Source organism: Paenibacillus zeirhizosphaerae (assembly GCF_030705605.1).
In the GTDB taxonomy this organism is placed as follows: domain Bacteria; phylum Bacillota; class Bacilli; order Paenibacillales; family Paenibacillaceae; genus Paenibacillus; species Paenibacillus zeirhizosphaerae.
The window spans coordinates 120,607-144,534 of sequence record NZ_JAPCKK010000014.1 but is presented as its reverse complement, the minus strand read 5'-3'; the positions used below and the strand labels follow the sequence as shown (position 1 = coordinate 144,534).

At 51.6% G+C, this 23,928-nt stretch carries 25 protein-coding genes; all 25 read left to right on the top strand.

All coding sequences use genetic code 11. From position 1 onward, the window contains the following. Positions 1–222: 222 nt before the first annotated feature. The 25 genes from spoIVA to hisC all read left to right on the top strand — a co-directional run bounded on the left by spoIVA (position 223) and on the right by hisC (position 23,925). Positions 223–1,701 carry a stage IV sporulation protein A gene (gene spoIVA, locus OIN60_RS07725; protein WP_305754286.1) on the top strand — a complete coding sequence of 493 codons (1,479 nt, stop codon included), beginning with the start codon at positions 223–225 and terminating at the stop codon, positions 1,699–1,701. Between the two features lie 167 nt (positions 1,702–1,868). Further along, positions 1,869–2,951, top strand: coding sequence for a sugar ABC transporter substrate-binding protein (locus tag OIN60_RS07720; RefSeq protein ID WP_305754285.1), 1,083 nt, complete (start codon positions 1,869–1,871; stop codon positions 2,949–2,951). A gap of 72 nt (positions 2,952–3,023) precedes the next feature. After that, entirely contained in the window at positions 3,024–4,547 is a 1,524-nt protein-coding gene (locus OIN60_RS07715; RefSeq protein ID WP_305754284.1) for a sugar ABC transporter ATP-binding protein, read from the top strand. Then, positions 4,537–5,523 (top strand): ABC transporter permease, encoded by a 987-nt coding sequence (locus OIN60_RS07710; protein ID WP_305754283.1) that lies wholly within the window; start codon positions 4,537–4,539, stop codon positions 5,521–5,523. The genes OIN60_RS07715 and OIN60_RS07710 overlap by 11 nt, the downstream gene beginning before the upstream one ends. 179 nt (positions 5,524–5,702) lie before the next feature. Beyond that, a complete protein-coding gene (gene hbs / locus OIN60_RS07705) occupies positions 5,703–5,975 on the top strand; it encodes a non-specific DNA-binding protein Hbs (protein ID WP_305754282.1) in 273 nt (90 codons plus the stop codon). 134 nt (positions 5,976–6,109) lie between these two features. Beyond that, entirely contained in the window at positions 6,110–6,340 is a 231-nt protein-coding gene (gene mtrB / locus OIN60_RS07700) for a trp RNA-binding attenuation protein MtrB (RefSeq protein WP_305754281.1), read from the top strand. A 101-nt stretch (positions 6,341–6,441) separates the two neighbouring features. Then, complete coding sequence (locus OIN60_RS07695) at positions 6,442–7,014, top strand: hypothetical protein (RefSeq protein WP_305754280.1); 573 nt, start codon at positions 6,442–6,444, stop codon at positions 7,012–7,014. Between the two features lie 102 nt (positions 7,015–7,116). Next, positions 7,117–7,983: a heptaprenyl diphosphate synthase component 1 gene (locus OIN60_RS07690; protein ID WP_305754279.1), complete on the top strand. Its 867-nt coding sequence runs from the start codon at positions 7,117–7,119 to the stop codon at positions 7,981–7,983. Between the two features lie 9 nt (positions 7,984–7,992). After that, positions 7,993–8,721 (top strand): demethylmenaquinone methyltransferase, encoded by a 729-nt coding sequence (locus OIN60_RS07685; protein ID WP_305754278.1) that lies wholly within the window; start codon positions 7,993–7,995, stop codon positions 8,719–8,721. Then, entirely contained in the window at positions 8,714–9,589 is an 876-nt protein-coding gene (locus OIN60_RS07680) for a UbiA-like polyprenyltransferase (protein WP_305754277.1), read from the top strand. The genes OIN60_RS07685 and OIN60_RS07680 overlap by 8 nt, the downstream gene beginning before the upstream one ends. Next, complete coding sequence (locus OIN60_RS07675) at positions 9,586–10,227, top strand: UbiX family flavin prenyltransferase (RefSeq protein WP_305754276.1); 642 nt, start codon at positions 9,586–9,588, stop codon at positions 10,225–10,227. The genes OIN60_RS07680 and OIN60_RS07675 overlap by 4 nt, the downstream gene beginning before the upstream one ends. Continuing rightward, entirely contained in the window at positions 10,190–11,056 is an 867-nt protein-coding gene (locus tag OIN60_RS07670; protein WP_305754275.1) for a menaquinone biosynthesis protein, read from the top strand. The genes OIN60_RS07675 and OIN60_RS07670 overlap by 38 nt, the downstream gene beginning before the upstream one ends. Then, complete coding sequence (locus OIN60_RS07665) at positions 11,053–12,027, top strand: polyprenyl synthetase family protein (RefSeq protein WP_305754274.1); 975 nt, start codon at positions 11,053–11,055, stop codon at positions 12,025–12,027. Before OIN60_RS07670 ends, OIN60_RS07665 begins: the two co-directional genes overlap by 4 nt. A gap of 118 nt (positions 12,028–12,145) precedes the next feature. Continuing rightward, positions 12,146–12,589 carry a nucleoside-diphosphate kinase gene (ndk, locus tag OIN60_RS07660; protein ID WP_305754273.1) on the top strand — a complete coding sequence of 148 codons (444 nt, stop codon included), beginning with the start codon at positions 12,146–12,148 and terminating at the stop codon, positions 12,587–12,589. A gap of 30 nt (positions 12,590–12,619) precedes the next feature. Beyond that, positions 12,620–13,420, top strand: coding sequence for a CheR family methyltransferase (locus OIN60_RS07655; RefSeq protein ID WP_305754272.1), 801 nt, complete (start codon positions 12,620–12,622; stop codon positions 13,418–13,420). A gap of 170 nt (positions 13,421–13,590) precedes the next feature. Beyond that, entirely contained in the window at positions 13,591–14,760 is a 1,170-nt protein-coding gene (gene aroC / locus OIN60_RS07650; protein WP_305754271.1) for a chorismate synthase, read from the top strand. Positions 14,761–14,762: 2 nt separating this feature from the next. Further along, positions 14,763–15,857 carry a 3-dehydroquinate synthase gene (aroB, locus tag OIN60_RS07645; RefSeq protein ID WP_305754270.1) on the top strand — a complete coding sequence of 365 codons (1,095 nt, stop codon included), beginning with the start codon at positions 14,763–14,765 and terminating at the stop codon, positions 15,855–15,857. 3 nt (positions 15,858–15,860) lie between these two features. After that, complete coding sequence (aroH, locus tag OIN60_RS07640) at positions 15,861–16,244, top strand: chorismate mutase (RefSeq protein ID WP_305754269.1); 384 nt, start codon at positions 15,861–15,863, stop codon at positions 16,242–16,244. A gap of 419 nt (positions 16,245–16,663) precedes the next feature. After that, positions 16,664–18,217 (top strand): anthranilate synthase component I, encoded by a 1,554-nt coding sequence (gene trpE / locus OIN60_RS07635; protein WP_305754268.1) that lies wholly within the window; start codon positions 16,664–16,666, stop codon positions 18,215–18,217. A gap of 50 nt (positions 18,218–18,267) precedes the next feature. Next, the gene (gene trpD, locus OIN60_RS07630; protein ID WP_305754267.1) at positions 18,268–19,308 is read left to right on the top strand and encodes an anthranilate phosphoribosyltransferase; all 1,041 of its coding nucleotides are present in this window, start codon (positions 18,268–18,270) and stop codon (positions 19,306–19,308) included. Continuing rightward, on the top strand, positions 19,298–20,080 hold the full coding sequence (gene trpC / locus OIN60_RS07625) for an indole-3-glycerol phosphate synthase TrpC (protein ID WP_305754266.1): 783 nt from the start codon (positions 19,298–19,300) through the stop codon (positions 20,078–20,080). Before trpD ends, trpC begins: the two co-directional genes overlap by 11 nt. A gap of 48 nt (positions 20,081–20,128) precedes the next feature. Continuing rightward, positions 20,129–20,815 carry a phosphoribosylanthranilate isomerase gene (locus OIN60_RS07620; RefSeq protein WP_305754265.1) on the top strand — a complete coding sequence of 229 codons (687 nt, stop codon included), beginning with the start codon at positions 20,129–20,131 and terminating at the stop codon, positions 20,813–20,815. Then, a complete protein-coding gene (gene trpB / locus OIN60_RS07615; RefSeq protein WP_305754264.1) occupies positions 20,799–21,995 on the top strand; it encodes a tryptophan synthase subunit beta in 1,197 nt (398 codons plus the stop codon). Before OIN60_RS07620 ends, trpB begins: the two co-directional genes overlap by 17 nt. Then, complete coding sequence (trpA, locus tag OIN60_RS07610; RefSeq protein WP_305754263.1) at positions 21,992–22,798, top strand: tryptophan synthase subunit alpha; 807 nt, start codon at positions 21,992–21,994, stop codon at positions 22,796–22,798. The genes trpB and trpA overlap by 4 nt, the downstream gene beginning before the upstream one ends. 29 nt (positions 22,799–22,827) lie before the next feature. Beyond that, the gene (hisC, locus tag OIN60_RS07605) at positions 22,828–23,925 is read left to right on the top strand and encodes a histidinol-phosphate transaminase (protein WP_305754262.1); all 1,098 of its coding nucleotides are present in this window, start codon (positions 22,828–22,830) and stop codon (positions 23,923–23,925) included. Positions 23,926–23,928: the final 3 nt, after the last annotated feature.

Below are 23,928 nucleotides of genomic sequence, written 5' to 3'. Positions count from 1 at the left end.
ATTCATGGGGGTATATACATAATATGATACCAGTCCAAATTCATGTACGCGTGCAGACCGCTCACGCCGATTCGATCAGCACATGAACCGTGCCGGAATGCTCGGCGGCGGACGACTTCCGTGCTTGCTCTGCCGCAGCAGGGGATCAAATCTTCTGATTGAACACGAAGCGGATGCTCTAGTAGCATTGTTCCTTCGGAGACTTTTGAGGAGGGGATTTCATTGGAGAAAGTAGACATTTTTAAAGACATTGCCGAGCGCACCGGGGGAGATATCTATCTGGGGGTCGTCGGTGCAGTCCGCACGGGAAAATCTACATTTATCAAGCGTTTTATGGAAACGATTGTACTTCCCAACATTGCCAGCGAATCAGATCGGCTGCGGGCTACTGACGAATTGCCACAGAGTGCGGCCGGCAAAACGATTATGACGACAGAGCCGAAATTTGTACCGAACAATGCGGTGCAAATCAAAGTGACTGAGGGTCTGGAAGTGAACGTCAGGCTGGTGGACTGTGTCGGTTATGCCGTAGACGGTGCTAAAGGATATGAGGATGAAAACGGCCCCCGCATGATTTCGACTCCGTGGTTCGAGGAGCCAATTCCTTTCCAGGAAGCGGCCGAGATCGGCACGCGCAAGGTCATTCAGGAACACTCTACGCTGGGCGTGGTGGTTACGACAGACGGCACGATTGCAGAAATACCACGCAGCTCCTATATCGAGGCGGAGGAGCGGGTAATCGAGGAACTCAAGGAAGTCGGAAAGCCATTTGTCATCGTGATCAACTCCACCCGGCCGCGCAGCGAGGAAGCTCTTGAACTGCGTAATGAGCTTGCCGCGAAATATGATATTCCGGTTATGACCTTGAGCGCGTCGACGATGACGGAAGAGGACGTTACCGGCGTACTGAGAGAAGTACTGTACGAATTTCCGGTTCATGAGGTCAATGTCAATCTGCCTAGCTGGGTTATGGTGCTGAATGAGCGGCATTGGCTGCGTGCGAACTACGAAAATTCTGTCCGGGACACCGTAAAGGATATCCGGCGGCTGCGGGATGTGGACAGGGTGGTCGGGCAGTTCATGGAGTATGAATTTATTGAACGAGCCGGACTCAGCGGTATGAATATGGGCCAAGGTGTGGCTGAAATTGATCTGTATGCGCCTGACGAGCTATATGATCAAATCCTCGTCGAAGTCGTCGGTGTGGAAATACGCGGGAAAGACCATCTGTTGCAACTGATGCAGGAATTCTCCCATGCGAAGCGGGAATACGACAGGTTCGCAGAGGCGCTGGAAATGGTGAAGACGACAGGCTACGGTATCGCCGCTCCTTCACTGGCTGAAATGGCCCTGGATGAACCGCAACTGATCCGTCAGGGTTCACGGTTCGGCGTCCGTCTGAAGGCGACAGCCCCATCGATCCATATGATCCGGGTGGATGTCGAATCCGAGTTCGCTCCGATCATCGGCACCGAAAAGCAAAGCGAGGAGCTGGTGCGCTACCTTATGCAGGATTTCGAGAATGATCCGATCAAAATTTGGGAATCCGACATTTTCGGAAGATCGCTCCATTCCATCGTAAGAGAAGGCATCCAGGGCAAAATTGCCATGATGCCGGACAATGCCCGCTACAAGCTGCAGGAAACATTGGGCCGTATTATTAATGAAGGCTCTGGCGGTCTGATCGCCATCATTTTATAAGCTCAAGGAAAACCGTGAAGAGTCGAACTCTTTGCGGTTTTTTCGTATTATTAGACAGCCGTTGAACAAGTGATAAAATAAAACCTATTTACATGGTCGGTTTAAAGCGTTATATTAATAATCAAAATTTAAATGCTTGTACATAACACGAGGGGGAACAACGAGAAATGAAATTGAAAGCATCTAAAACGGTATGGACGGTATCCGTCCTTATGATCATAGCCCTGCTTCTGAGCGCCTGCGGTGTTCAGCTTCCGCAGCAGGAAGCTGCGGAGGGCGGCCAGCAGAGCAGCGCTGCATCCGGTGACTTGCGCGGCAAGCGGATTGCCCTGATCATGGAGTTCAATACAGGCACATTCTCGCAGCAGTACGTACAAGGTGTAGAAGAGGAAGTGAAGAAGTTTGGCGGTACAGTTACGAAGTTCGTAGCCGATAATGATAAAGCGAAGATGGCTTCCCTGGTCGACAGCGCCGTGAACCAGCAGTTTGACGCTATATTGACAGATCATGGAGATGCTTTGCTTGAGCCGGGACTGAAGAAGGCGGTGGAGCGCGGCATTCCGGTTGTGGTATTCGATGCGGCGGTTAATGTGCCAGGCGCTACAGTTCTTTCCCAGGACGATCAGAAGATGGCCCAGCTTACGCTGGAGCAGATGAAGAAAGATCTGAACGGTCAAGGCAAGATCGTAAAAATATGGGTCGCGGGCTTTGCGCCAATGGAAAGACGACAGCAGTCTTATGCCAAGTTCATGGAGGAAAATACTGGAATAGAGGAGATCGCCTCCTTTGGCAGTGCGCAAAATCCTGCCCTGGATACACAAGCAAAAATGGAAGCTGTGCTGAAACAGTATCCAAAGGGTGAAATTACGGCAGTATGGGCTGCTTGGGACGAATTTGCCAAAGGTGCAGCACGTGCGATTCAGCAGGCAGGCAGAGATGAAATCAAGGTGTATGGCATTGATATGAGCGATGAGGACTTGCAGATGATTCAAGATCCTAAGAACCCGTGGATTGCTTCGGCAGCGGTTGATCCGACGGATATCGGGCGTGTTCAGGTACGCTATGCATACCAGAAGCTGCATGGGGACGAGGCAGAGGATAGTGTTGTTCTGGAGCCGGTCTATGTACACCGTGATTCCCTGCCGGATCAACAGATTTCTACAGCGGAGCTTTCTCAGTATGTACAGGGCTGGGGACAAAGCGAACAGGGCAAAAAGGATTGGATGGCGGAATACGAAACGTCCAAGTGATTGTTCTGATCGTTCAATAGTGAGCAGGAGGCGCGCTGAAGGCGCGCTTTTCCGATGTTAGGAGGGAAGTCCATGAATTCAGATGCCTATAGGCTGGAAATGAGCGGCATTTGTAAAGCATTTGCAGGTGTGTCTGCACTGCGGGATGTGAATTTTACGGTATCCGGCGGTGAGATTCACGCTTTGCTTGGAGCCAACGGAGCCGGTAAAAGCACGCTTATGAAAATTTTATCCGGCGCATATAGCCCAGACAGCGGCAGTATTCGCGCAAATGGCAGTGAACTGCGGATCGCCTCCCCTGCAGAGGCCAAAAAGGCAGGCATCCATTGTGTGTACCAGGAAGTGGACTCCGCGCTTGTTCCTCAGCTTAGTGTGGCTGAAAATATTATGCTGGACACCCTGTCTGCTCCCGGCGGAGGAGTATGGGCAGGTGCGGGGCGTATGCGGCTCCTGGCTAAGCAGGCATTGGCACGTCTGAAGGCGGATATTGATGTTCGTGCGAAGGTTGTGGACTTGACGCTTGCCGAAAAGCAGATGGTGCTGATTGCCCGGATTTTGACGCAAAAGGCGAATGTTATCATTTTTGATGAGCCAACCGCTCCGCTCAGTCAAGAGGAAACCGGTCGACTGTTCGATACGATCCATCAATTAAAGCATGAAGGCGTCGCCTGTATTCTGATCACACATCGGCTGCCGGAGGTGACGGAGCATTGCAACCGTGTCACCGTGATGCGGGACGGTACCCACGTATTTAGCGGAGAGGCGGCATCCGTGGATGTGGCCAGTATAGTTACGCATATGCTTGGCAAAACGTTCGCCGAGGAATTTCCAAAGGTGGAGGCCGAGCAGGGGGGAGTCGTTCTTGAGACCTATGCTTTACGGCGCGGAACGAAGGTGCGTGGTGTCGAGCTGCAGGTCCGAAGCGGCGAAGTGTTGGCCGTTGTGGGGCTGGTAGGCGCGGGCAAAACGGAGCTGGCCCGGCTGCTTACGGGGGCAGACAGTCCTGAAGAGGGGGAGGTGCGGATACGAGGCAAGGCGGTCCATATGAAGCAGCCTGCGGACGGAGTAGCCCATGGCATTGTGTCCGTACCCGAGGAAAGACGCAAACAGGGGATTCTAATCGAGGAGTCCGTGGAGCGCAACTTGAGCCTGCCGCTCTTGAACAAGCTAAGCACGCTCGGTTTTGTTAACCGTAGGAAGGAGCGTGGCCATGCCGAGAAATTGGTGTCGGCTTTGAATATCAAGGCCGCCTCCGTCCGGCAGGAGACCAAATACCTGAGCGGAGGCAATCAGCAAAAGATCGCGATCGGGAAATGGCTGGACTCCGGAGCGGAAGTGTTTATATTCGATGAGCCGACGAAGGGTGTGGACATCGGAGCCCAAAGCGATATTTTTCGTCTAATCGGCGAGCTTGCAGCCCGGGGAAATACTATTATCTACCTGACCTGTGAGTTTGCAGAGGGGCTTGGTATCGGAGACCGCATCGCGGTTATGTACGACGGTATTATTGTTAAAGAGTTTGCGCGCGGGGAAGCCGATCAGGAAAGGCTGCTGCTGTTCGCAAGCGGTGGAGAGGATGTAAGGCATGAAGGATAAATTGTTAAATATGCTGTTCCGGTACGGAGCTGTGGTTGTCATTATAGGCGTTATCGCATACTTCTCGCTGACACTGCCGTACTTTTTCACTTATGATAACTTAACTGATATACTCGGTTCGATTGCTATTGTTACCTTTGTAGCGATCGGGGTCACCCTGTCGCTCATTGTGGATGGTTTTGATCTGTCGGTAGGCTCGACGGTTTCTCTCACCACGGTGGCTTCGGCCTCTCTTATGATCTGGTATGAACAGCCGTTTTATATCGTCATTCTGGTATCTCTTGCCATCGGTGCGGTCATCGGGCTGCTGAATGCTTTTATGATCGTCAAGCTGAGAATACCCGACCTCTTGGCCACACTGGCTGTGATGTATATCGTAAGCGGGGTTCATAAAACCTATGCGCAAGGTTATACCATATATAACCACATGCAATTCCCTGATGGGACTAAAGCTCCGGGTGAAATGGCCTATTCCTTTCTGCTGCTTGGCCAGGGCAGATGGCTTGGACTACCATTCTCGGTAGTTCTGCTCATTGCAGCGGTGATCCTGGTGCATATCTTTTTGACTTATACCAAATATGGGCGGCAAATGTACGTCACAGGTGGTAACGAGGAGGCTGCGAGACTGTCCGGAATCAAGGTGAAGAAAGTGCGGACGCTTGCCTACGTCGCTTCAGGTCTGTTTGCAGCTATAGCTGGCATACTATACGCTTCGCGTGTCGGCTCCGGACAGATTGATGCAGGTGCTCCACTTCTGATGGAGGCGGTCGCAGCCGTTTTTGTTGGTTTTTCCGTGCTGGGGGCAGGCAAGCCGAATGTCATCGGCACCTTTGTCGGCTCTATTCTGATCGGGGTGCTCGTTAACGGTCTGACCATGATGAACGTGCAGTATTTTGCTCATGATATTATCAAGGGTATCGTGCTTGTTTTGGCGCTTTCCGTCACATTTTATGTGCTGAATCGCCGCCGCACTTGAAATTGTCGCTAGACTGTATTACTATAAACCTTGTTCCGCGTCGGAAACGCACTGCTGGGCATGCAGGAACGGCGATGCTGATGAAAAATAAGCGGTTATACGTATATTTGATGGCAAAACGGAAAGAGATAATAGTACTTTAAATGAGGTACATATTAGGTCCAGGAGGTGAATAAGCAATGAACAAAACAGACTTGATCAATCAGGTGTCCGAGAAAGCGGAATTGTCCAAGAAGGATGCTACCAAAGCGGTAGACGCGCTTTTCGACGCAATTTCCGAAGCTCTCCAATCTGGAGACAAGGTACAGCTCGTTGGATTCGGCAACTTTGAAGTCCGTGAACGTTCCGCGCGTAAAGGACGCAACCCGCAAACAGGAGAAGAAATCGAAATCCCTGCGAGCAAAATCCCGGCATTCAAGCCAGGTAAAGCGCTCAAAGACGGAATTAAATAAGATTTCTTACATATTTCCATTGTGTATGAAAGGCCGTGAATCTGATTCACGGTCTTTCATTTTGAGCAGGGCCGAGGTTGACAAAACAAGGGCTGTTCTTCATCATGGAGATATGAAATCAGGGGGGACTCGTCATGGAGCATGAAGAAACCGGCAGCGCCGATTATGTCGTCATTAAAGCCAAGAGCAGCGGATGTCAGGTGTTCGGTCTGACACGCGGCCAGGATACCAAGCTGCACCATTCCGAAAAGCTGGATAAAGGTGAAGTGCTGATTGTGCAGTTCACTGAGCACACCTCTGGCATCAAGGTACGCGGCAAAGCCCTTGTAATGACCAAGCACGGCGTTGTGGATACAGAAGAGTGAAAAAGCAGGCATAGCCTGCTTTTTTTCGTTGTACAATGTGATAATGAAGCCTATCTTCGAAGAAGGACAAAGCCGGCAAGAACAGAGGGGGCAAATGAGGCATGAAACGGTTGACGGTTTTCACCGGAACGCTGTTGCTGACGATTGGCGCGGCCGCGTTGCTTCCCGTCCTGCAGCAGCTTGATGACTATGCAGGCCAAGCGGAAAACTCAAGAGCGGTGCTGCTGCCGCAGCCGCGAATGGAGCTGAACGACTATAACCTGGTTGACCAGTTGAACGAGCTTTCGCTGACGATGCCGATCACGAAGGTGAACTGGAAGCAGGCGGTATTAACCCTCGATCTGAAAATGCCAGACACCGCAGCAGAACCTGCCACGGTTTATAAAAATATTGCGGATGCCGCAAGCTATTGTTTTTACGGGACGAGCAATGTGCAGCAGTTGCTGCTCAGAGTCGTTGCCGAAGATCCTTGGACTGGAAAAAGGCATCTGCTCATTGCGGCGGATATCAGGCGGGACGAATGGTCGGCTGATGCGCTGCGTGAGCTTCGGGGCTGGTCGGGCCCCTCGTTGCCGGAAGAGCTGAAGAACCAATTTCGTATTTCGGATACGAAGCTGTGGCGCACCCGCTTTCATGTTCAGTCTGCTGCTGAACCGCCGGCGGATGCATTGTAATTCTATATGCTCCTTAAGTCGCTTGTCTACGTGATTTATGTTATAATAGACGGTATTGCAATAACCTATATGGACAGTTTAGTAAAGGCTCGGAGGCTAAGGATGAAACCGTATCGCGTACCCCAATTGGCAAAAAAATATGTGGAATACGACATGATTCTACAGCACACGGACATGCCGTCATTTCCGGACAGCCGCGCCCGCTTGCTATTTACGTTCCTGAATCGGAACGGGGACCAGAAGAACGGGCAGGAAGAATTGTACCCGCTTGCTACATCATTGGTGCAAATGGGGCTAGATACCCATGACATGATCGATATTGCAAAGGAAATACCCAGCCCGTCCAAAATGAGATCCAGACAGCTCAAAGTGCTTGCTGGTGATTATTTTAGCGGGCGTTTTTACCAACTGCTGGCTCAGGCTGGAAGCATAGACGCTGTTGCGCTGCTTAGTCAAGCGATCTGCGATGTGAATGAAAGCAAGATGAGCATGTACCGTAGCATGTGCCAGTTTCTCATGCCCCCTCAAGAATATTTGGACGGTATGGCGGTGATGAGGAAGAAGCTGTTCCTTTGCTTCACCCCATGGATTCGCGAATCCGACCGGAAACTGTGGGAAAGCCTTCTGCAGGAATTCAGTTTGTGTGATACACTGGCTGACGAATTATCGAGGCTGGAGGCCGCCGAACGGTTCAGATTTAGCTTTGCCTTCTGGAGATTGCTGGAGAATGTGACGGCAGAGGAGAGGGAACAGTTGCTGGGCGGGACGGTAGACGGGAAGTCGTGGATCCAGCTGATGATGAAATACAAGGTAGGCGATATGCTGTTGGACAAGCTGGATGCCGTGATCGGAAGGATCCGGGGGATTTTGTCGGAATCGGACGACAGAGACCGCGAAGACTTTGGCCGGATGACAGAGCCCTTCCTGCGCATCATCAGTACGCCAAGGACTGCCGTAAGGGAAGGTTAGGTGAAATGAATGAAATCAGGTGAAGCCCAGTCGAAGGAGCAGTTTGTTCATGAGGTATTTGAGAGCATTGCAGGCAAATACGATGTGATGAACGACATTCTGAGCCTGCGCAGGCACAAGGCTTGGCGTGCCTTCACGATGAAGAAGATGAATATGCAAAAAGGAGACACCGCCATCGACCTCTGCTGCGGCACATGTGATTGGACGCTGGCGATGGCGCGTGCAAGTGAAACAGGGCACATCCAGGGCCTCGATTTCAGCCACAATATGCTGGAAGTCGGCAGGAGAAAGGTTGAGCAGGAAGCTAGGCAAAACCAGATCACTCTCGTGCAGGGCAATGCCATGGAGCTGCCATTTGCGGACAATTCGTTCGATTATGCGACCATTGGCTTTGGCCTGCGGAATGTGCCGGATTTGCGGCGTGTGCTGCTGGAAATGCAACGGGTAGTCAAGCCGGGCGGGCGAGTCGTCTGTCTGGAGCTGTCCAAGCCGACATGGCAGCCGTTCAAAAGCATTTACTATTTTTATTTTGAACAGATTTTGCCCAGGCTTGGCAAACTGTTCGCTAAACGATACGAGCAGTACAAATGGCTCCCGGACTCACTGGCGCTTTTTCCGGGGAGAGAGGAGCTGGCCGACATTTTCCGCGAGACCGGATTGCAGGATGTAGCGGCCTACTCCCTTACCGGGGGCATTGCGGCACTGCATATTGGAGTCAAGGAGAATCGGGATGTTTAGGAAAATCGTTGTTTTTTCAGAGATGATTAAGATCGAGCATACTTTATTCGCTCTTCCATTTGCATTAATGGGCGCTATTCTCGGCTCTTTCATGGTCAATGGCGAGCTGCCTACCTGGGCACAAATCGGCTGGATTCTTCTAGCCATGTTCGGGGCACGCAGCGCGGCATTTGGTTTTAACCGCATGATCGACCGGGTGATTGACGGCAGAAATCCCCGGACGGCATCCAGAGCGATCCCGGCCGGGCTGCTCAAGTCATCGGAAGTTATTGTTTTTGTGATTGTGTGCCTTGCGATGCTTTTCTGGGCGTCCTATCATTTGAGCCCGCTCGCGTTCCGGTTGTTCCCGGTCGCCCTGTTTATGCTTGTATTTTACTCCTACACGAAGCGTTTTACCTGGCTCTGTCATATTGTATTGGGCCTGACCATTGGTCTTGCCCCGCTTGGCGGCTGGGTTGCAGTAACCGGTGAATTCAATACTGCCGCATTGGTATTTTACATTACGATTGTATTCTGGACAGCCGGTTTTGATATTATCTATGCTTGTCAGGATATTGAATTTGACCAAAAAGAGGGCGTATATTCAATACCAGCCCGCTTCGGCGTAGCCGGGGCGCTGAAAATTGCCCGTGCATTTCATGTGATCACCGCGATCGGATTTATTCTGCTCTTTTTCGCGGCTGATCTGAGCTGGTGGTATTTAGTGGGTATGATTCTTTCTTATATTATTCTTTTTTATGAGCATTATATTGTAACGCCGAACGATCTCAGCCGCTTGCAGACCGCATTTTTTAATATGAACAGTATATTGAGCATCGTCGTATTCACTTTCACTCTCATTGACTTGGTGGTGCGCCATTATTTATGACTAGTTATGCCGGTAAACGTATTGTTGTTGGAATTACGGGGGCTAGCGGTTCTATATACGGTGTAAGGCTTACAGAGATTTTAATGTCCATGGGCTTCGAGGTTCATTTGATTGTGTCGAATGCTGGATGGCGGGTGCTGAAAGAAGAATTGGAATGGAATGTATCTGACCGGGAAGGTATACTGAACGATAAGTTCAGAGACCGTCCCGGTTCTCTTGTCTACCACCCGGTTACGGACATTGGAGCAACGATTGCCAGTGGCTCCTATTTGGCGGACGGTATGATTATCATGCCCTGTTCTATGGGAACACTGTCTGCTATAGCGCATGGTTCTTCTGATAATTTGATGGCAAGGGCGGCGGATGTGATGATGAAGGAGGGGCGGCCGCTGGTGCTGGTGCCCCGAGAAACGCCGCTGCACGCGATCCATTTGGAAAATATGCTTAAACTGGCCCAACTGGGTGTCAAAATGATACCGGCTATGCCGGCTTTCTATTTCAAACCGCGCAGTTTGGAGGATATTGTGTTGTTTCTCGTAGGCAAAGTACTTGACAGCCTTCGAATCGAACATCATTTGTTTACGAGATGGGGGGATCAAGATGGGAATGGAGGTCAACCGGACCACGAGAGTAGGTAAAATAAAATATACGAACGCCTGGCCGGTATTTCATTATTTTCATCCTGAGAAATTGCAAAATTCAATAGAACTAGTCACTGAGGTTCCATCTATTCTAAACCGGCGGATGCTGGACGGAAGTCTGGAGGTCAGTGCCATGTCTTCCTTCGCCTATGCGGAAGGGGCTGACCATTTTATGCTGCTGCCGGATTTGTCGGTCAGTACGGACGGGCCTGTGCAATCGATTCTGCTTTTTTCGCACAAGCCGCTTGAGGAAGCTGTCAACGGCACGATCGCACTGACCAATACGTCCGCTACGTCGGTCAACCTGCTCAAGATTCTCGTTGAGAAGCATCTGAAGGGAAATCCGGAGTATTTCACAAGCGAGCCGGATCTGGAAGAAATGATGAATCGTGCCGACGCAGGCCTGCTGATTGGAGACCATGCAATCAAAGCTTCTTGGGAGAATAGGGGATACTACGTGACGGATTTGGGCCAACTGTGGAAAGAGTGGACAGGCTGCAGCATGACTTTTGCGGTCTGGGCTGTCCGCCGCTCGGCGGTCGCTTCCCGCCCGAAAGCGATTAGCGAAATTGTGCAAGCCTTCCGTTCAAGCAAGGAGCGCAGCCGCAGCAATCTGACGCCGATCATTAACAATGCGGTCCGAGAAATCGGAGGCACTGAGCACTATTGGCACAGATATTTTTCTAATTTATGTTATGATTTCGGGAGGAGGGAGCAGCAGGGCCTGGAGCTATATTTTAAATATGCACATGAATTAGGACTGCTGAAGCACGAGATCAAACTGCAAATATGGAGTGACAATACGCTGACACGGGTGAAGGAATGAATCGATTGGAACTATTCGGGTTGCTGAAGAAGGATATGAACTTCATTGAAGAAGAGCTGTACCGCAGTATCGACAGCCACGAAGAGCTGATTGCAGATACCTCGCTTCATCTGCTGAAGGCGGGAGGCAAACGACTGCGCCCTGTTTTTGTCCTGCTCGGAGGGAAATTTGGAGGGTATGATATTCAAAAGCTGAAGCGGGTGGCCGTACCCTTAGAACTGATACACTCAGCTTCTCTCGTTCATGATGACGTAATTGACGATGCTGAGACGCGTCGCGGTCAGCCGACCGTGAAATCGAAGTGGGACAACCGGATTGCCATGTATACCGGTGATTACATATACGCACGGGCGCTGAGTATCGTGGCTGAGCTGCCGAACCCGGCTATTCATCACGTGCTGTCGAAAGCGCTTGTTCAAATGTCCATAGGTGAGATGGAGCAGATTCGTGACTTTTTTAACGTGGACCAAAGTGTCCGCAATTACTTGCGTCGTATTCGGCGTAAGACGGCACTGCTGATTGCCGTCAGTTGCGAGCTTGGCGCGCTGGCGTCGGACGCCCCGGCACGTATAAGCTCTTTGCTCTATTCTTATGGCTACAACGTAGGAATGGCCTTTCAAATTCATGACGATATTCTGGATTTGCTGGGCACGGAGAAACAGATCGGAAAACCTCCAGGCAGCGATATGAGACAAGGCAATATTACGCTCCCTGTAATCTATGCCCTGCAGCAGTCGCAAGTGCGTGAAGCCCTGCTTGCGGAAATCGATCTGATCCGTGAACGTGAGGACAGATACAGTCCGCGTGCTGCTATTGAGCTGATCAAAAAAAGTGACGGAATTACTAAAGCAGAAAATCTTGCCGACCGATATATTAAGAAAGCTTTAGATTCACTTGATCTTCTGCCGGAAGTCAAAACAAAAAAAACGCTTCGTGACATTGCGCATTTTGTGACCCGCCGCACTTACTGACATCAATTGCCGTATCGGTGTGGGACCTGATGTGACAAAAATTCCTTAAACGTTTGCAGACTTTCTGTTAAAATATCGTTGATCTAGTCAAAACTGTATTGCGATAGGGAGTGAGCCAATGGATCGTACGTTTTTGATGGTTAAACCTGATGGTGTCCAGCGCGGGCTGGTCGGAAGAATTATCAGCCGGCTGGAAGACAAGGGCTTCAAATTAACGGCCGCTAAGCTTGTGCAAGTCACCCGGGAACAAGCCGAACGTCATTATGAGGAACATAAGGGAAAACCTTTCTTCGAAAGGCTGGTCAATTTTATTACGTCCGGGCCGGTTTTCGCCATGATTTGGGAAGGGGACGATATTGTGACCCTTTCGCGCATCCTGATCGGCAAGACGTCGGTTACAGAAGCGCTCCCCGGTACGATTCGGGGGGATTTTGCCGCGCACACTCCCTTTAACCTCATTCACGGTTCCGACTCACCTCAAAGTGCCGAGCGGGAGATTGCCAACTTTTTTGGTCCAGATGAAGCGGTTCAATACGATAAAAGCGTAGCGGCCTGGATCTAAGCAAAACTTATTGTATAAAGGAATGGTAGCATGAGTGAGCTGGAGCGCGGTCAGTTGGACCCTGACTATAACGCTTTTATCCGCAGCATTAAAGACAGCACGGGTATTGATCTCGCCCAATATAAGGAAGCGCAGATGAAGCGCCGGCTTACGACTCTTCGCAACAAGAACGGATTCACCAGCTTTGTTTCGTTTTATGAAGCCATGATGAAGGAAAAGCCACTTTTTTATGAATTTCTGGACCGTATGACGATCAATGTATCCGAATTCTGGCGTAACCCCAACCGCTGGGAGGTGCTCAGGGATGTCATCCTGCCCGGCCTGCTTGCAGGCAACCGCAAGCTGAAGCTGTGGAGCGCAGCCTGTTCTACCGGTGAGGAGCCGTACAGTCTGGCGATGGTGCTTGACGGCAAAGGCATACTGGGGGATTGCTCGATTCTGGCTTCGGATATTGATGATGGGGCTCTCGCCAAAGCTAAGGAAGGCAAATATCTGGAGCGTTCGCTGAAGGATGTGCCCAAAGAAGTGGCCGACAAGTATTTCAAGCCTGACGGACAGATGTTCCGGGTTGATGACCGTCTCAAGCGGGCGATTAAATTCCAGAAACAGAACCTGCTGCTGGACAAGTTCGAGGAAGGATACGATTTGATCATTTGCAGGAACGTCATGATCTATTTTACAGAGGAAGCAAAGCAGCAGTTATATCATAAGTTTGCGGCCAGTCTTCGTCCGGGTGGAGTGCTGTTTGTAGGCAGTACAGAGCAGATTTTCTCGCCTGGGCAGTATGATCTGGAAGCGACCGAAACCTTTTTTTACCGCAAAAAATTGTAGTGCCAAATCCGAATCACGCCTCTTTTCCAGTAACGGGAGGGAGGGGTGATTTTTTTAAGTGTCTTTCTTACATATCACGTGCATTTCTTGTCAAAGCGCATGCCCTGTACTATAATGAGTTAACGGATTTTAGCGATGCACAGTTTAACAGTTTAAAGGGGGAACGCAGCATGAGTTTACGCTACTTAACAGCAGGGGAAACGCACGGACCCCAATTGACAGCTATTGTGGAGGGTCTGCCAAGCAATCTGCGCCTGGATTTCGAGGAAATTAATTTTCAGCTTCACAGACGGCAGAAGGGCTACGGACGCGGACGCCGGATGCAGATTGAGACAGATACGGCCAATATCGTCGGTGGTGTACGGCATGGATACACTACAGGAGCGCCTGTCGCCTTGGTTGTAGAGAACAAGGACTGGAAGCACTGGCAGAACATTATGAATATTGAACCGATCGAGGGCAGCGACGAGGAGAAGCGGCGGGTACATCGTCCGCGTCCGGGTCATGCAGATTTGAACGGCGGTCTGAAATACAATTTAAAGGATCTGCGCAACGTGCTGGAGCGTTCAAGCGCCCGGGAAACGGCAATCCGTGTTGCATGCGGAGCGTTGGCCCGCCAGCTTCTGGCCGAATTCGGCATCAAGGTAGCCGGTCAGGTTATCCGCATCGGGGAAATTGAGGCTCCGTACAAGGAAATGCCGATAGACGAGCTCATTGCCGTAACAGAGGCATCATCCGTTCGTGTCACCGACCCGGAGACCGAGAAGAAGATGGAAGCTTATATTGATGAGATCAAGAAAGAAGGGGACTCTGTCGGGGGCATTGTGGAATGCATCGTGGAAGGTGTGCCGATCGGTCTTGGCAGCCACGTGCAATATGACCGCAAGCTGGATGCGCGTATTGCCCAAGGGGTCATGTCCATCAATGCTTTCAAGGGAGTGGAGATCGGCATCGGATTCGAAGCGGGTCATCTGCGCGGTTCCCAGGTGCATGACGAGATTCTCCATACCGAGGATCGCGGCTATCACCGCAGAACGAACCGGCTTGGCGGTTTTGAAGGCGGCATGACAAACGGAATGCCGGTGGTCGTGCGCGGTGTGATGAAGCCGATCCCTACATTATATAAACCGCTCCAGAGTGTGGATATTGACACCAAGGAAGCGTTTACCGCCCAGGTTGAACGTTCGGATGCCTGTGCGGTGCCTGCTGCCAGCGTGGTTATGGAGCATGTAGTCGCCTGGGAAATTGCGAAGGCGCTGCTTGAGAAGTTTGGCGGAGATTCCATTGAGGAGATGCGCGCCAACATGGAAGCCTATCAAGCGCAGTTGGAAAGGTACTAAATATGGGGACATTGATCGTTGAACTGGGAGACAGATCCTACCCGATCCATATTGGGCAGGGGCTGCTGGAGCAGGCGGGAGTTTATTTTGCACGTCACGGTATGTCCAGGAAAAGCCCTCATTTGATCATAAGCGATGGCAATACGGCACCATTGTATTTGAACAGGCTTACAGATAGTCTTGCACATTCCGGGTATAAGGTGCTTAGCTTCATCGTACAGCCGGGCGAAAAGTCCAAATCGCTGTCCGTGTATGAAGAGGTCATTACAGCGGCTATTGAAGGCGGGCTCGATAGAAGCTCTTCCATCGTTGCGCTTGGCGGTGGAGTTGTGGGGGATCTGGCCGGTTTTGCGGCTGCAAGTTATATGCGCGGAATTCGCTTCATACAGATTCCTACCACGATTCTGGCCCATGACAGCAGTGTCGGAGGAAAGGTTGGCATCAACCATCCTTTGGCGAAAAATATGATTGGTGCTTTCCATCAGCCCGAATTAGTTTTGTATGACGTGAATACATTGCTTACTTTACCGCCTCGCGAGGTCTCTGCCGGCCTTGCGGAGATGCTCAAGCACGGTTTAATCTGGGATGCGGATTTTGCCCGCTGGTGTCAGGAGCATGCGGATAGCCTGCTTGCCCTTGAACCGGAAGTTCTGGAGTACGGGCTGGAGAAAGGCTGTGCCATCAAAGCCAAGGTGGTGTCCCAGGATGAGAGGGAGAACGGGCTGCGGGCAATTTTGAATCTTGGACATACGATTGGCCATGCCATCGAGGCGATCGCCGGTTATGGAACATTTCTGCATGGAGAAGCGATTTCTATTGGCATGGTGGGTTCTGCTATGCTTGGTGTCCGGCTTGGTGCTGATCCGTCCCTTGTAGAGGAGACGAGAAGTTTGCTCCAGTCGCTGCGCCTTCCGGTTGCACTTCCACGTGAGCTGGATACCGACACATTGATGGGTGCAATGATGCATGACAAAAAGTTTAAAGAAGGAAGCATTACCTTTGTGGTGCCCCTTTCCATCGGACAGGTGGAGATTCGGAAGGATATTCCCGCCTCCCTTGTCAGGGAAGTTGTCGAACAACTGAAGGAGGAGGAGTAAGCCGTGTACAACCGAGGAATCCGCGGGGCGACAACCGTCTCGCAAAATGATGAACAGGAAATACTTGAAGCCACCGGACAACTGCTGTCCGAGATGGTGAAGCGCAACGAGCTGGACCCGGAATATATCTCGAATATCTGGATTACGATGACCCAGGATCTGAATGCGGCATTCCCTGCAAGGGCCATCCGGCAGTTGGAAGGCTGGGATCTGGTGCCTCTAATGTGTTCGGTCGAAATCGACGTGAAAGGCGGGCTGTCCAAGTGCATCCGGCTGTTGATTCAGGTGAATACGGAGAAGTCGCAGCGCGAAATGAAGCATGTCTATCTGAACGGTGCCCAGGTGTTGCGTCCTGATTTGGCGGCTGCCTCCCGGTCGGATTTGTAATCAATTTCAAGGTTGCCAGAAGCATGCAAATAGGATATAGTGTTGTCAGTAGCAGAGCCAGAGTAGAGTGAGTTAGAGTTGAGATGAGATTAGAAGAGTGCAGATTGAGAGCAGCCCATATGTATGGAGACAGGAAGAAAGCGGTATGCTGTATGATCCGGGAGTATTAGTGGAGGATGAACAGAAGCATATCAGTTGTTCTTTTTGTACCGGACGATACCTGAGAGAAGTTGCCTGCGTGAGCTGTATTGTACGTAGGAGAATGTTTCTTTGGGTGTGCGGCATCATCCGTTATTCCGAACATATGGTACATTTGCAGCATTCTTAACATTTCAATGATGATCAAGCCTCTACCGGCCGGTAGAGGCTTTTTGGATTTTTATTTCATTCTGCTCCCAAATTTGAGAGGAAGTGAGCCCATGTTAACTCCAAGTGTTGAACAAGTGATTTCCATGTCCGGCGAATTCAATCTGATTCCGGTATATAAGAAGGTGCTGGCCGATATGGAAACACCAATCCGGATTTTCCGCCGGTACGCGGACAGAGACAGAGCCTTTCTGCTGGAGAGTGTGGAAGGAGGCGCGCAGTGGGCCCGCTATTCTTTTATAGGGACAGATCCTTTTCTCATGATATCCGGTAAAAAAGGGCTCATTACCCTGGAACAGAAAGGGGAGGAGCGGATTTTGGACGGGAAACCCGTGGAGTCCCTGAAAGCTCTGCTTCGCGGCTACCGTAGCCCAAGGCTGGAGGATATGCCCCCTCTTACAGGCGGCGCCATCGGTTTTTTCGGGTACGATCTGCTCCAATATTACGAGAAGCTGCCAGAGCATGCTATCGACGATTTGAATATGGACGATATCCGTTTCATGTTCTGTGATCAGATCATCGTGTTTGATCATGTCAAACAACAAATGATGCTTGTTGGCAATGTACATGTGCGCCAAGGGGATTCAGATGACGATATCAAGCGTGCTTATGCAGAAGTGGAACGGAAGCTGGAAGTGGTGGCTGGACGGCTGCGTGAACCGATGCCGGGGGATTTTGGCGGCGCAGCAGTCGTGCCCGGCGATGTCGAGCTCGGTGAGATCCATTCCAATCTGACGAAAGAACAGTTTATCAGCAATGTTGAGCGTGCGAAGGAGTATATCCGGGCAGGGGATATCTTTCAGGTGGTGCTGTCCCAGCGCTTTCATATCGATACGGAGGTATCACCGATGCAGGTGTACAGAATTCTTCGCACGATGAACCCGTCGCCCTATATGTATTATTTGAAAATGGATGAAGAGATCATTGTAGGCACTTCTCCCGAAGCCCTGGTGAAGGTGGAGAACGGGAAAGTCGAGACAAGGCCGATTGCGGGCACGCGCCCGCGCGGCTCCAGTGAAGCCGAAGACCGGGCGCTCGCTGAAGAGCTGCTGCAGGACGAGAAGGAACGTGCCGAGCATCTGATGCTTGTAGATCTGGGCCGCAACGATTTGGGCCGCGTCTCCAAATTTGGAACAGTGAAATGTGACTCCTTCATGGAGATTGAGCGCTACTCCCATGTGATGCACATCGTCTCCAATGTATCGGGACATCTGGCCGAGGATAAGGATTTCTTTGACGCATTTCTGTCCTGTCTGCCTGCAGGCACTGTGTCGGGGGCGCCAAAGCTGCGGGCGATGGAGATTATAGCTGAGCTGGAACGGGAAGCCCGCGGCGCTTATGCCGGAGCGATCGGGTATCTCGGATTTTCGGGAAATATGGACTCCTGCATTACGATCCGGACGATCGTGTTCAGAAAAGGGCGCGCTTATGTGCAGGCCGGGGCCGGGATCGTTTGGGATTCCGTAGCGGAAAGTGAGTACCAGGAGACAGTCAATAAAGCCAAAGCCATGCTTAAGGCGATACGTACAGCGGAGGCCATGTTCGGACAGCCACAGCGGGACAGTGATGTCCTCAATCAGGATTACCTGTACACCTCCCAATATTGAAGTTTTCAAACCGGGGCACTGAATTCTACGGACCATGAGGAGGAATCACGGTGGAACAACAGCAGCTTATACAGGTAGGATTGACGAAGGTTTTACAAGGAGCGGACTTGTCCCGCTCCGATGCCCGTGGCATCATGGAACGGATCATGACTGGCGAAGCGACGCCGGCCCAGATCGGAGGATTACTGACCGCGCTGCGCATGAAAGGAGAGACGGTTGACGAAATTACCGGCTTTGCGGAGGCGATGCGCAGCCATGCCGGCAGGCTAGACGTGAACAGCGATCAATTGCTGGATACGTGCGGCACTGGAGGAACGGGTATTCACAAATTTAACATTTCCACGGTGTCGGCCATCATCGCGGCAGCGGAATCAGTCCGGGTGGCCAAGCACGGCAACCGCTCCGCAAGTGGACGGGCAGGCAGCGCGGATGTGCTTGAGGCACTGGGGGTTAATATTCACTTGACCGGCGAGCAGGCCAGGCAATGTCTAGACAGAATTGGAATCTGCTTCCTGTTCGCCCAGGTGTACCATCCGTCCATGAAGTATGCTGCCGCGCCGCGCCGTGAATTGGGGATTCGCACCGTATTCAACATGCTGGGACCGCTCACCAATCCGGCCGGGGCTGACCGCCAGTTGCTCGGCATCTATGACAACAGTAAGACGGAAGTGATTGCATCGGTGCTGAAGCAGTTGGGGGCAAGACGCGCGTTGGTCGTCAGCAGTTCCGAGGGGTTGGACGAAATCAGCATTTCTGGTCCGACAACGGTATCCGAACTGAAGGACGGCACGGTGACAACTTATGAAATTACACCTTCTGATTTGGGATTAGACAGCCATCCGCTCGAGCATGTACTCGGTGGTGAAGCCTCTGACAATGCAGACATTATCCGCAGCATACTGAACGGTGAGAAAGGGGCGTACAGAGATGTCGTTCTGGCTAATGCAGGTGCCTGTATCTATGTGGCGGGTCAGGCTTCTACGCTGCAGGAAGGCGTTCACAGAGCGGCAAAAGCGATTGATTCGGGTAGAGCGCTTGGGAAGCTGGACGAGTTAATTCAGGCAACGGGGGAATACGAATATGTATCTTGATCAAATTGTGGTTACCAAACAAAAGGAAGTAGCGGCGCTGAAGGAGCATTTTTTCATTCTGGAAGCAGAGCGGAAGATAGGGGAAATGCCGTCCACGCTTGGCTTCGAGGACGCGCTGGCTAAGCGGCGCAAGCGGAAGCTAGGTCTGATTGCCGAGGTGAAAAAAGCATCCCCGTCCAAGGGGCTGATCCGCCCCGATTTTGATCCGGTCCAGATCGCCCTTGCTTATGAGGCTGCGGGCGCAGATTGTATTTCAGTGCTGACGGATGTCGATTATTTTCAAGGAAGCCCTGATTATTTGCGTGAAATTAGGAAGGCTGTCGGAATTCCGCTGCTGCGGAAGGATTTTGTTATCGACGAAACGCAAATTTACGAAGCCCGGCTGCTTGGTGCGGATGCCGTGCTATTGATTGCCGCCATTCTGGATAAGGACACGATGCGCCGTTTCTTGAACACCGCCCGTGAAACAGGACTGGACACGCTGGTGGAGGTGCATGATAGGACGGAATTGGAGACGGTGCTTGAGCTGGGAGCAACCCTGATCGGTGTTAATAATCGGGATCTCAAAACGTTCGAAACCCGCCTGCAAACGACGGAAGAGCTGGCCGATCTGGTGACAGAAGGGATTACCCTCATCAGTGAAAGCGGCATTGCCGGGCCGAAGGATATTGAATATCTGTACAGCAAGGGGGCACAGGGTGTGCTCGTTGGCGAGTATTTGATGCGTCAGAAAGACGTAAGCCGGGCCGTACAGGAATTGATGGAAGGTTAAAATCAAGGCAGGTCTTATAGTACCCGTACCAAGAGAGAGGGAAAGCTTGTGACAGAAACGGCACTAAAAATTTGTGGACTTCAAAGCGTTGAAGTGCTAAAATCTATGATGCATTTAAATATCGACTATATCGGATTTATATTTGCAGAAAGCAGACGCCGCATCAGTCCTGAGCGGGCGGTTGAACTCATACAAGTGCTTGGAGAGTGGGAAACGAGCCGCCGTCCTCGTAGCGTCGGTGTCTTTGTGAATCCGGATATCGATCAGTTGCAGAAAGTCATGAACGAGGCTCCGCTGGATGTGATCCAGCTTCATGGTCAGGAAAGCCCTGCTTTCTGCTCTACCGTCAAGGAACGATTTGGAAAGATGGTTTTCAAAGCTCTTCCAGTGCTGGGAGGGGCTAACGAGGCGGCGACAAGCGCAGAAAGATTGGATCCTTATGGAGGATACGTTGATTCCTTCCTGCTGGATACCTACGATCCCCATTATGGGGGAGGATCTGGCCGCACCTTCGCCTGGGAAGCGATTCCTGCTTATCATGAGCGCGCAAGGGTTCATGGCATCCCGTTATTTATAGCCGGTGGTCTTACACCCGATAACGTGGCTGGACTTATTTCGGCTTATGGGCCGGAGGGTCTTGACGTGTCCAGTGGTGTGGAAACGGACGGAGTTAAAGACATAGCGAAAATTACAGCATTCGTGGAGAGGGTGAAGCGTCATGACACAACTGCCTGATCATAACGGCCGATTCGGCGTCTTCGGAGGACGATTCGTACCCGAGACCTTGATGAACGCATTGATCGAGCTGGAGGAATCCTACCGGAAATATGCGGACGATCCGGACTTTAATGAGGAACTGAACTATTTGCTGAAGCAGTACTCCGGCAGGGAGACTCCACTTTATTATGCGGAGCGGCTCACCCAACATCTCGGCGGAGCCAAAATATACTTGAAGCGCGAAGATTTGAATCATACGGGAGCGCATAAAATCAATAATGCACTCGGCCAGGGGCTTCTCGCCAAAAGAATGGGCAAGCAGAAGGTTATTGCCGAGACAGGCGCCGGGCAGCACGGTGTTGCCACAGCTACGGTAGCCGCGTTGCTTGGACTGGAGTGCAAGGTCTTCATGGGCGAAGAGGACACCGTTCGTCAGCAGTTGAACGTATTCCGCATGAAGCTGCTTGGTGCAGAGGTAATCCCGGTAACCTCTGGAACCAGAACGCTGAAGGACGCCGGCAACGAGGCTTTGCGGTACTGGGTCAGCCATGTGCATGATACGTTCTATATTCTCGGTTCCGTTGTCGGTCCGCATCCTTATCCGATGATGGTCCGCAATTTCCAGCGTGTGATCGGCGACGAAACCCGCCGACAGATTCTGGAGACTGAAGGGCGGCTGCCGGAGGTCATAGTCGCTGCGGTTGGCGGTGGCAGCAACGCCATCGGCATGTTTTATCCCTTTATTGAGGATAAAGGGGTCGCGCTGATCGGTGTTGAAGCGGCGGGGAAAGGCATTGATACCAACCTGCATGCAGCAACGATGAGCAAGGGCACGCACGGAGTCTTCCAGGGCTCCATGAGTTACTTGCTGCAGGACGAATACGGCCAGGTGCAGCCAGCGCATTCCATCTCGGCAGGGCTGGATTATCCTGGCGTCGGTCCGGAGCATTCCTATTTGAAGGATATCGAGCGGGCCAAGTATGTTCCGATTACGGATGCCGAGGCGCTGGAAGCGCTCCAGCTTCTGTGCAGGACGGAAGGAATACTGCCAGCCTTGGAGTCGTCTCATGCTGTGGCGGAGGTCGTCAAAATGGCCCCTGGCATGTCCAAGGACGACATTATTGTGATTTGCCTGTCCGGACGTGGAGACAAGGACGTGGAATCGATTATGAAATATACGGGAGGCGAACAATCATGAACTTGATGGATGAAACGTTTCATCGCCTCCGCAAGGAAAAAAGAACAGCGCTGATTCCATTTTTGACAGTCGGAGATCCTGATGTGGGTACCACGGTGGATATCATCCGTGAGCTGGAGGAAGCCGGGGCGGATATGCTGGAGCTTGGCGTCCCGTACTCCGATCCGCTGGCGGATGGACCGGTCATTCAGCGGGCGTCGGAAAGAGCCTTAAAGAGTCGAATTTCGATCCGGACCTGTATGGAGACGGCCGACAAGGCAAGGGCAGCCGGGGTGCGGATGCCGTTCATTCTCTTTACGTACTATAATCCGGTGCTGCAAATGGGCATGGAGCCGTTCTTTGCCGCTCTGCAGCAGCATGGAATCAGCGGCCTCATTATCCCCGATCTGCCGATCGAAGAGGCTGAGGATTTAGGCCGTCTGGCGGTGCAGGCTGGTGTAAATCTTGTGCCGCTTGTCGCACCGACCTCGGACAAGCGCATTGAGCGGATTGTCCGCAACGCGCGCGGCTTCGTATACTGTGTGTCTTCCCTAGGCGTAACCGGAGAAAGAGCCTCGTTCTTTGAGGGAGTGGAGTCATTTATCGAGCAGGTGAAGCGTCATACGGATTTGCCTGTAGCTATTGGGTTCGGCATATCCAACGGTGAACAGGTGAAGCGCTTCTCCCGGATTTGCGACGGCGTTGTGGTAGGCAGTGCGATTGTGCGCCAGGTGGAGGAAGCGATCCCGTTGCTGGAGGATCCTTCACACCGTAAGGAAGGACTGTTGCAAATTCGCAGCTTTGTGGCACAATTGAGAGCATAACTTATTTCGCAGACAAGGGGGCGAGGGCTGTGCAGCCTAAACCGCAAATTGGTAATTTACCGGTGTACCAGCCGGGTAAACCGATCGAGGAGGTCAAGCGCGAGCTTGGGTTGGATCAGGTCATCAAGCTGGCATCTAATGAAAATCCGTATGGGAGCTCTCCCGCTGTAAAGGAAGCCATCCAGGCTGAATTATCCCAATTGAGCCTTTACCCAGACGGCAGTGCCGTTGAACTGACGAGGGCGCTTGCACGTCATACGGGAGTTCAGGATAACCAGATTATTTTCGGCTGCGGCTCTGATGAGATTATCGCACTGATAACGCGGGCCTTTCTGGTGCCTGGAGACGAGAATATTATGGCAGACCAGACCTTCTCGGTTTACAAAAGCAATGCGGATATTGAAGGCGCCGTATCGGTGGAGGTTCCGCTTGTTGATGGAACGCATGACCTGAGTGCTATGCTCTCTCATGTCAATACCAAGACAAAGATCGTCTGGATCTGCAATCCGAATAATCCGACTGGCACTATAGTGTCCGAGAAGGAGCTGACAGCTTTTCTGGACCGCGTCCCAGGGCATGTTATGGTCGTTTTGGATGAGGCTTACTACGAATACGTTACCGATTCGTCCTATCCTAACAGCATTCACCTGCTGTCCCAATACAGCAATCTGGTCGTGCTGCGCACCTTTTCCAAAATTTATGGCATCGCTTCTTTGCGGGTCGGCTATGGTATGGGTCAACCGGAGGTAATCCGGCTGATTAATCAGGTACGAGAGCCATTCAACACGTCGAGAATTGGTCAGGCGGCGGCCGTCGCGGCGTTGGACGATCAGGATTTCGTGCATGAATGCCGTACTAAAAATACAGCGGGCATCGCATACTTACAAAATGAATTCAAGAGACTGGGCCTTGCTTCGTTTCCTGCGCATGGTAATTTTATTTTGGTTGATGTCGGCCGTCCGTCCAGAGAAGTGTTTGAATTGCTTCTGCAACAAGGCATCATTATCCGTGCCGGATTCGCGAAATATCCGACCTACATACGCGTAACCGTCGGTTCCCAGACACAGAACGAAACGTTCATCAGCACGCTTGAACAGGTGCTGCGATTGGAAAAGGCTCAGTTATAGCCT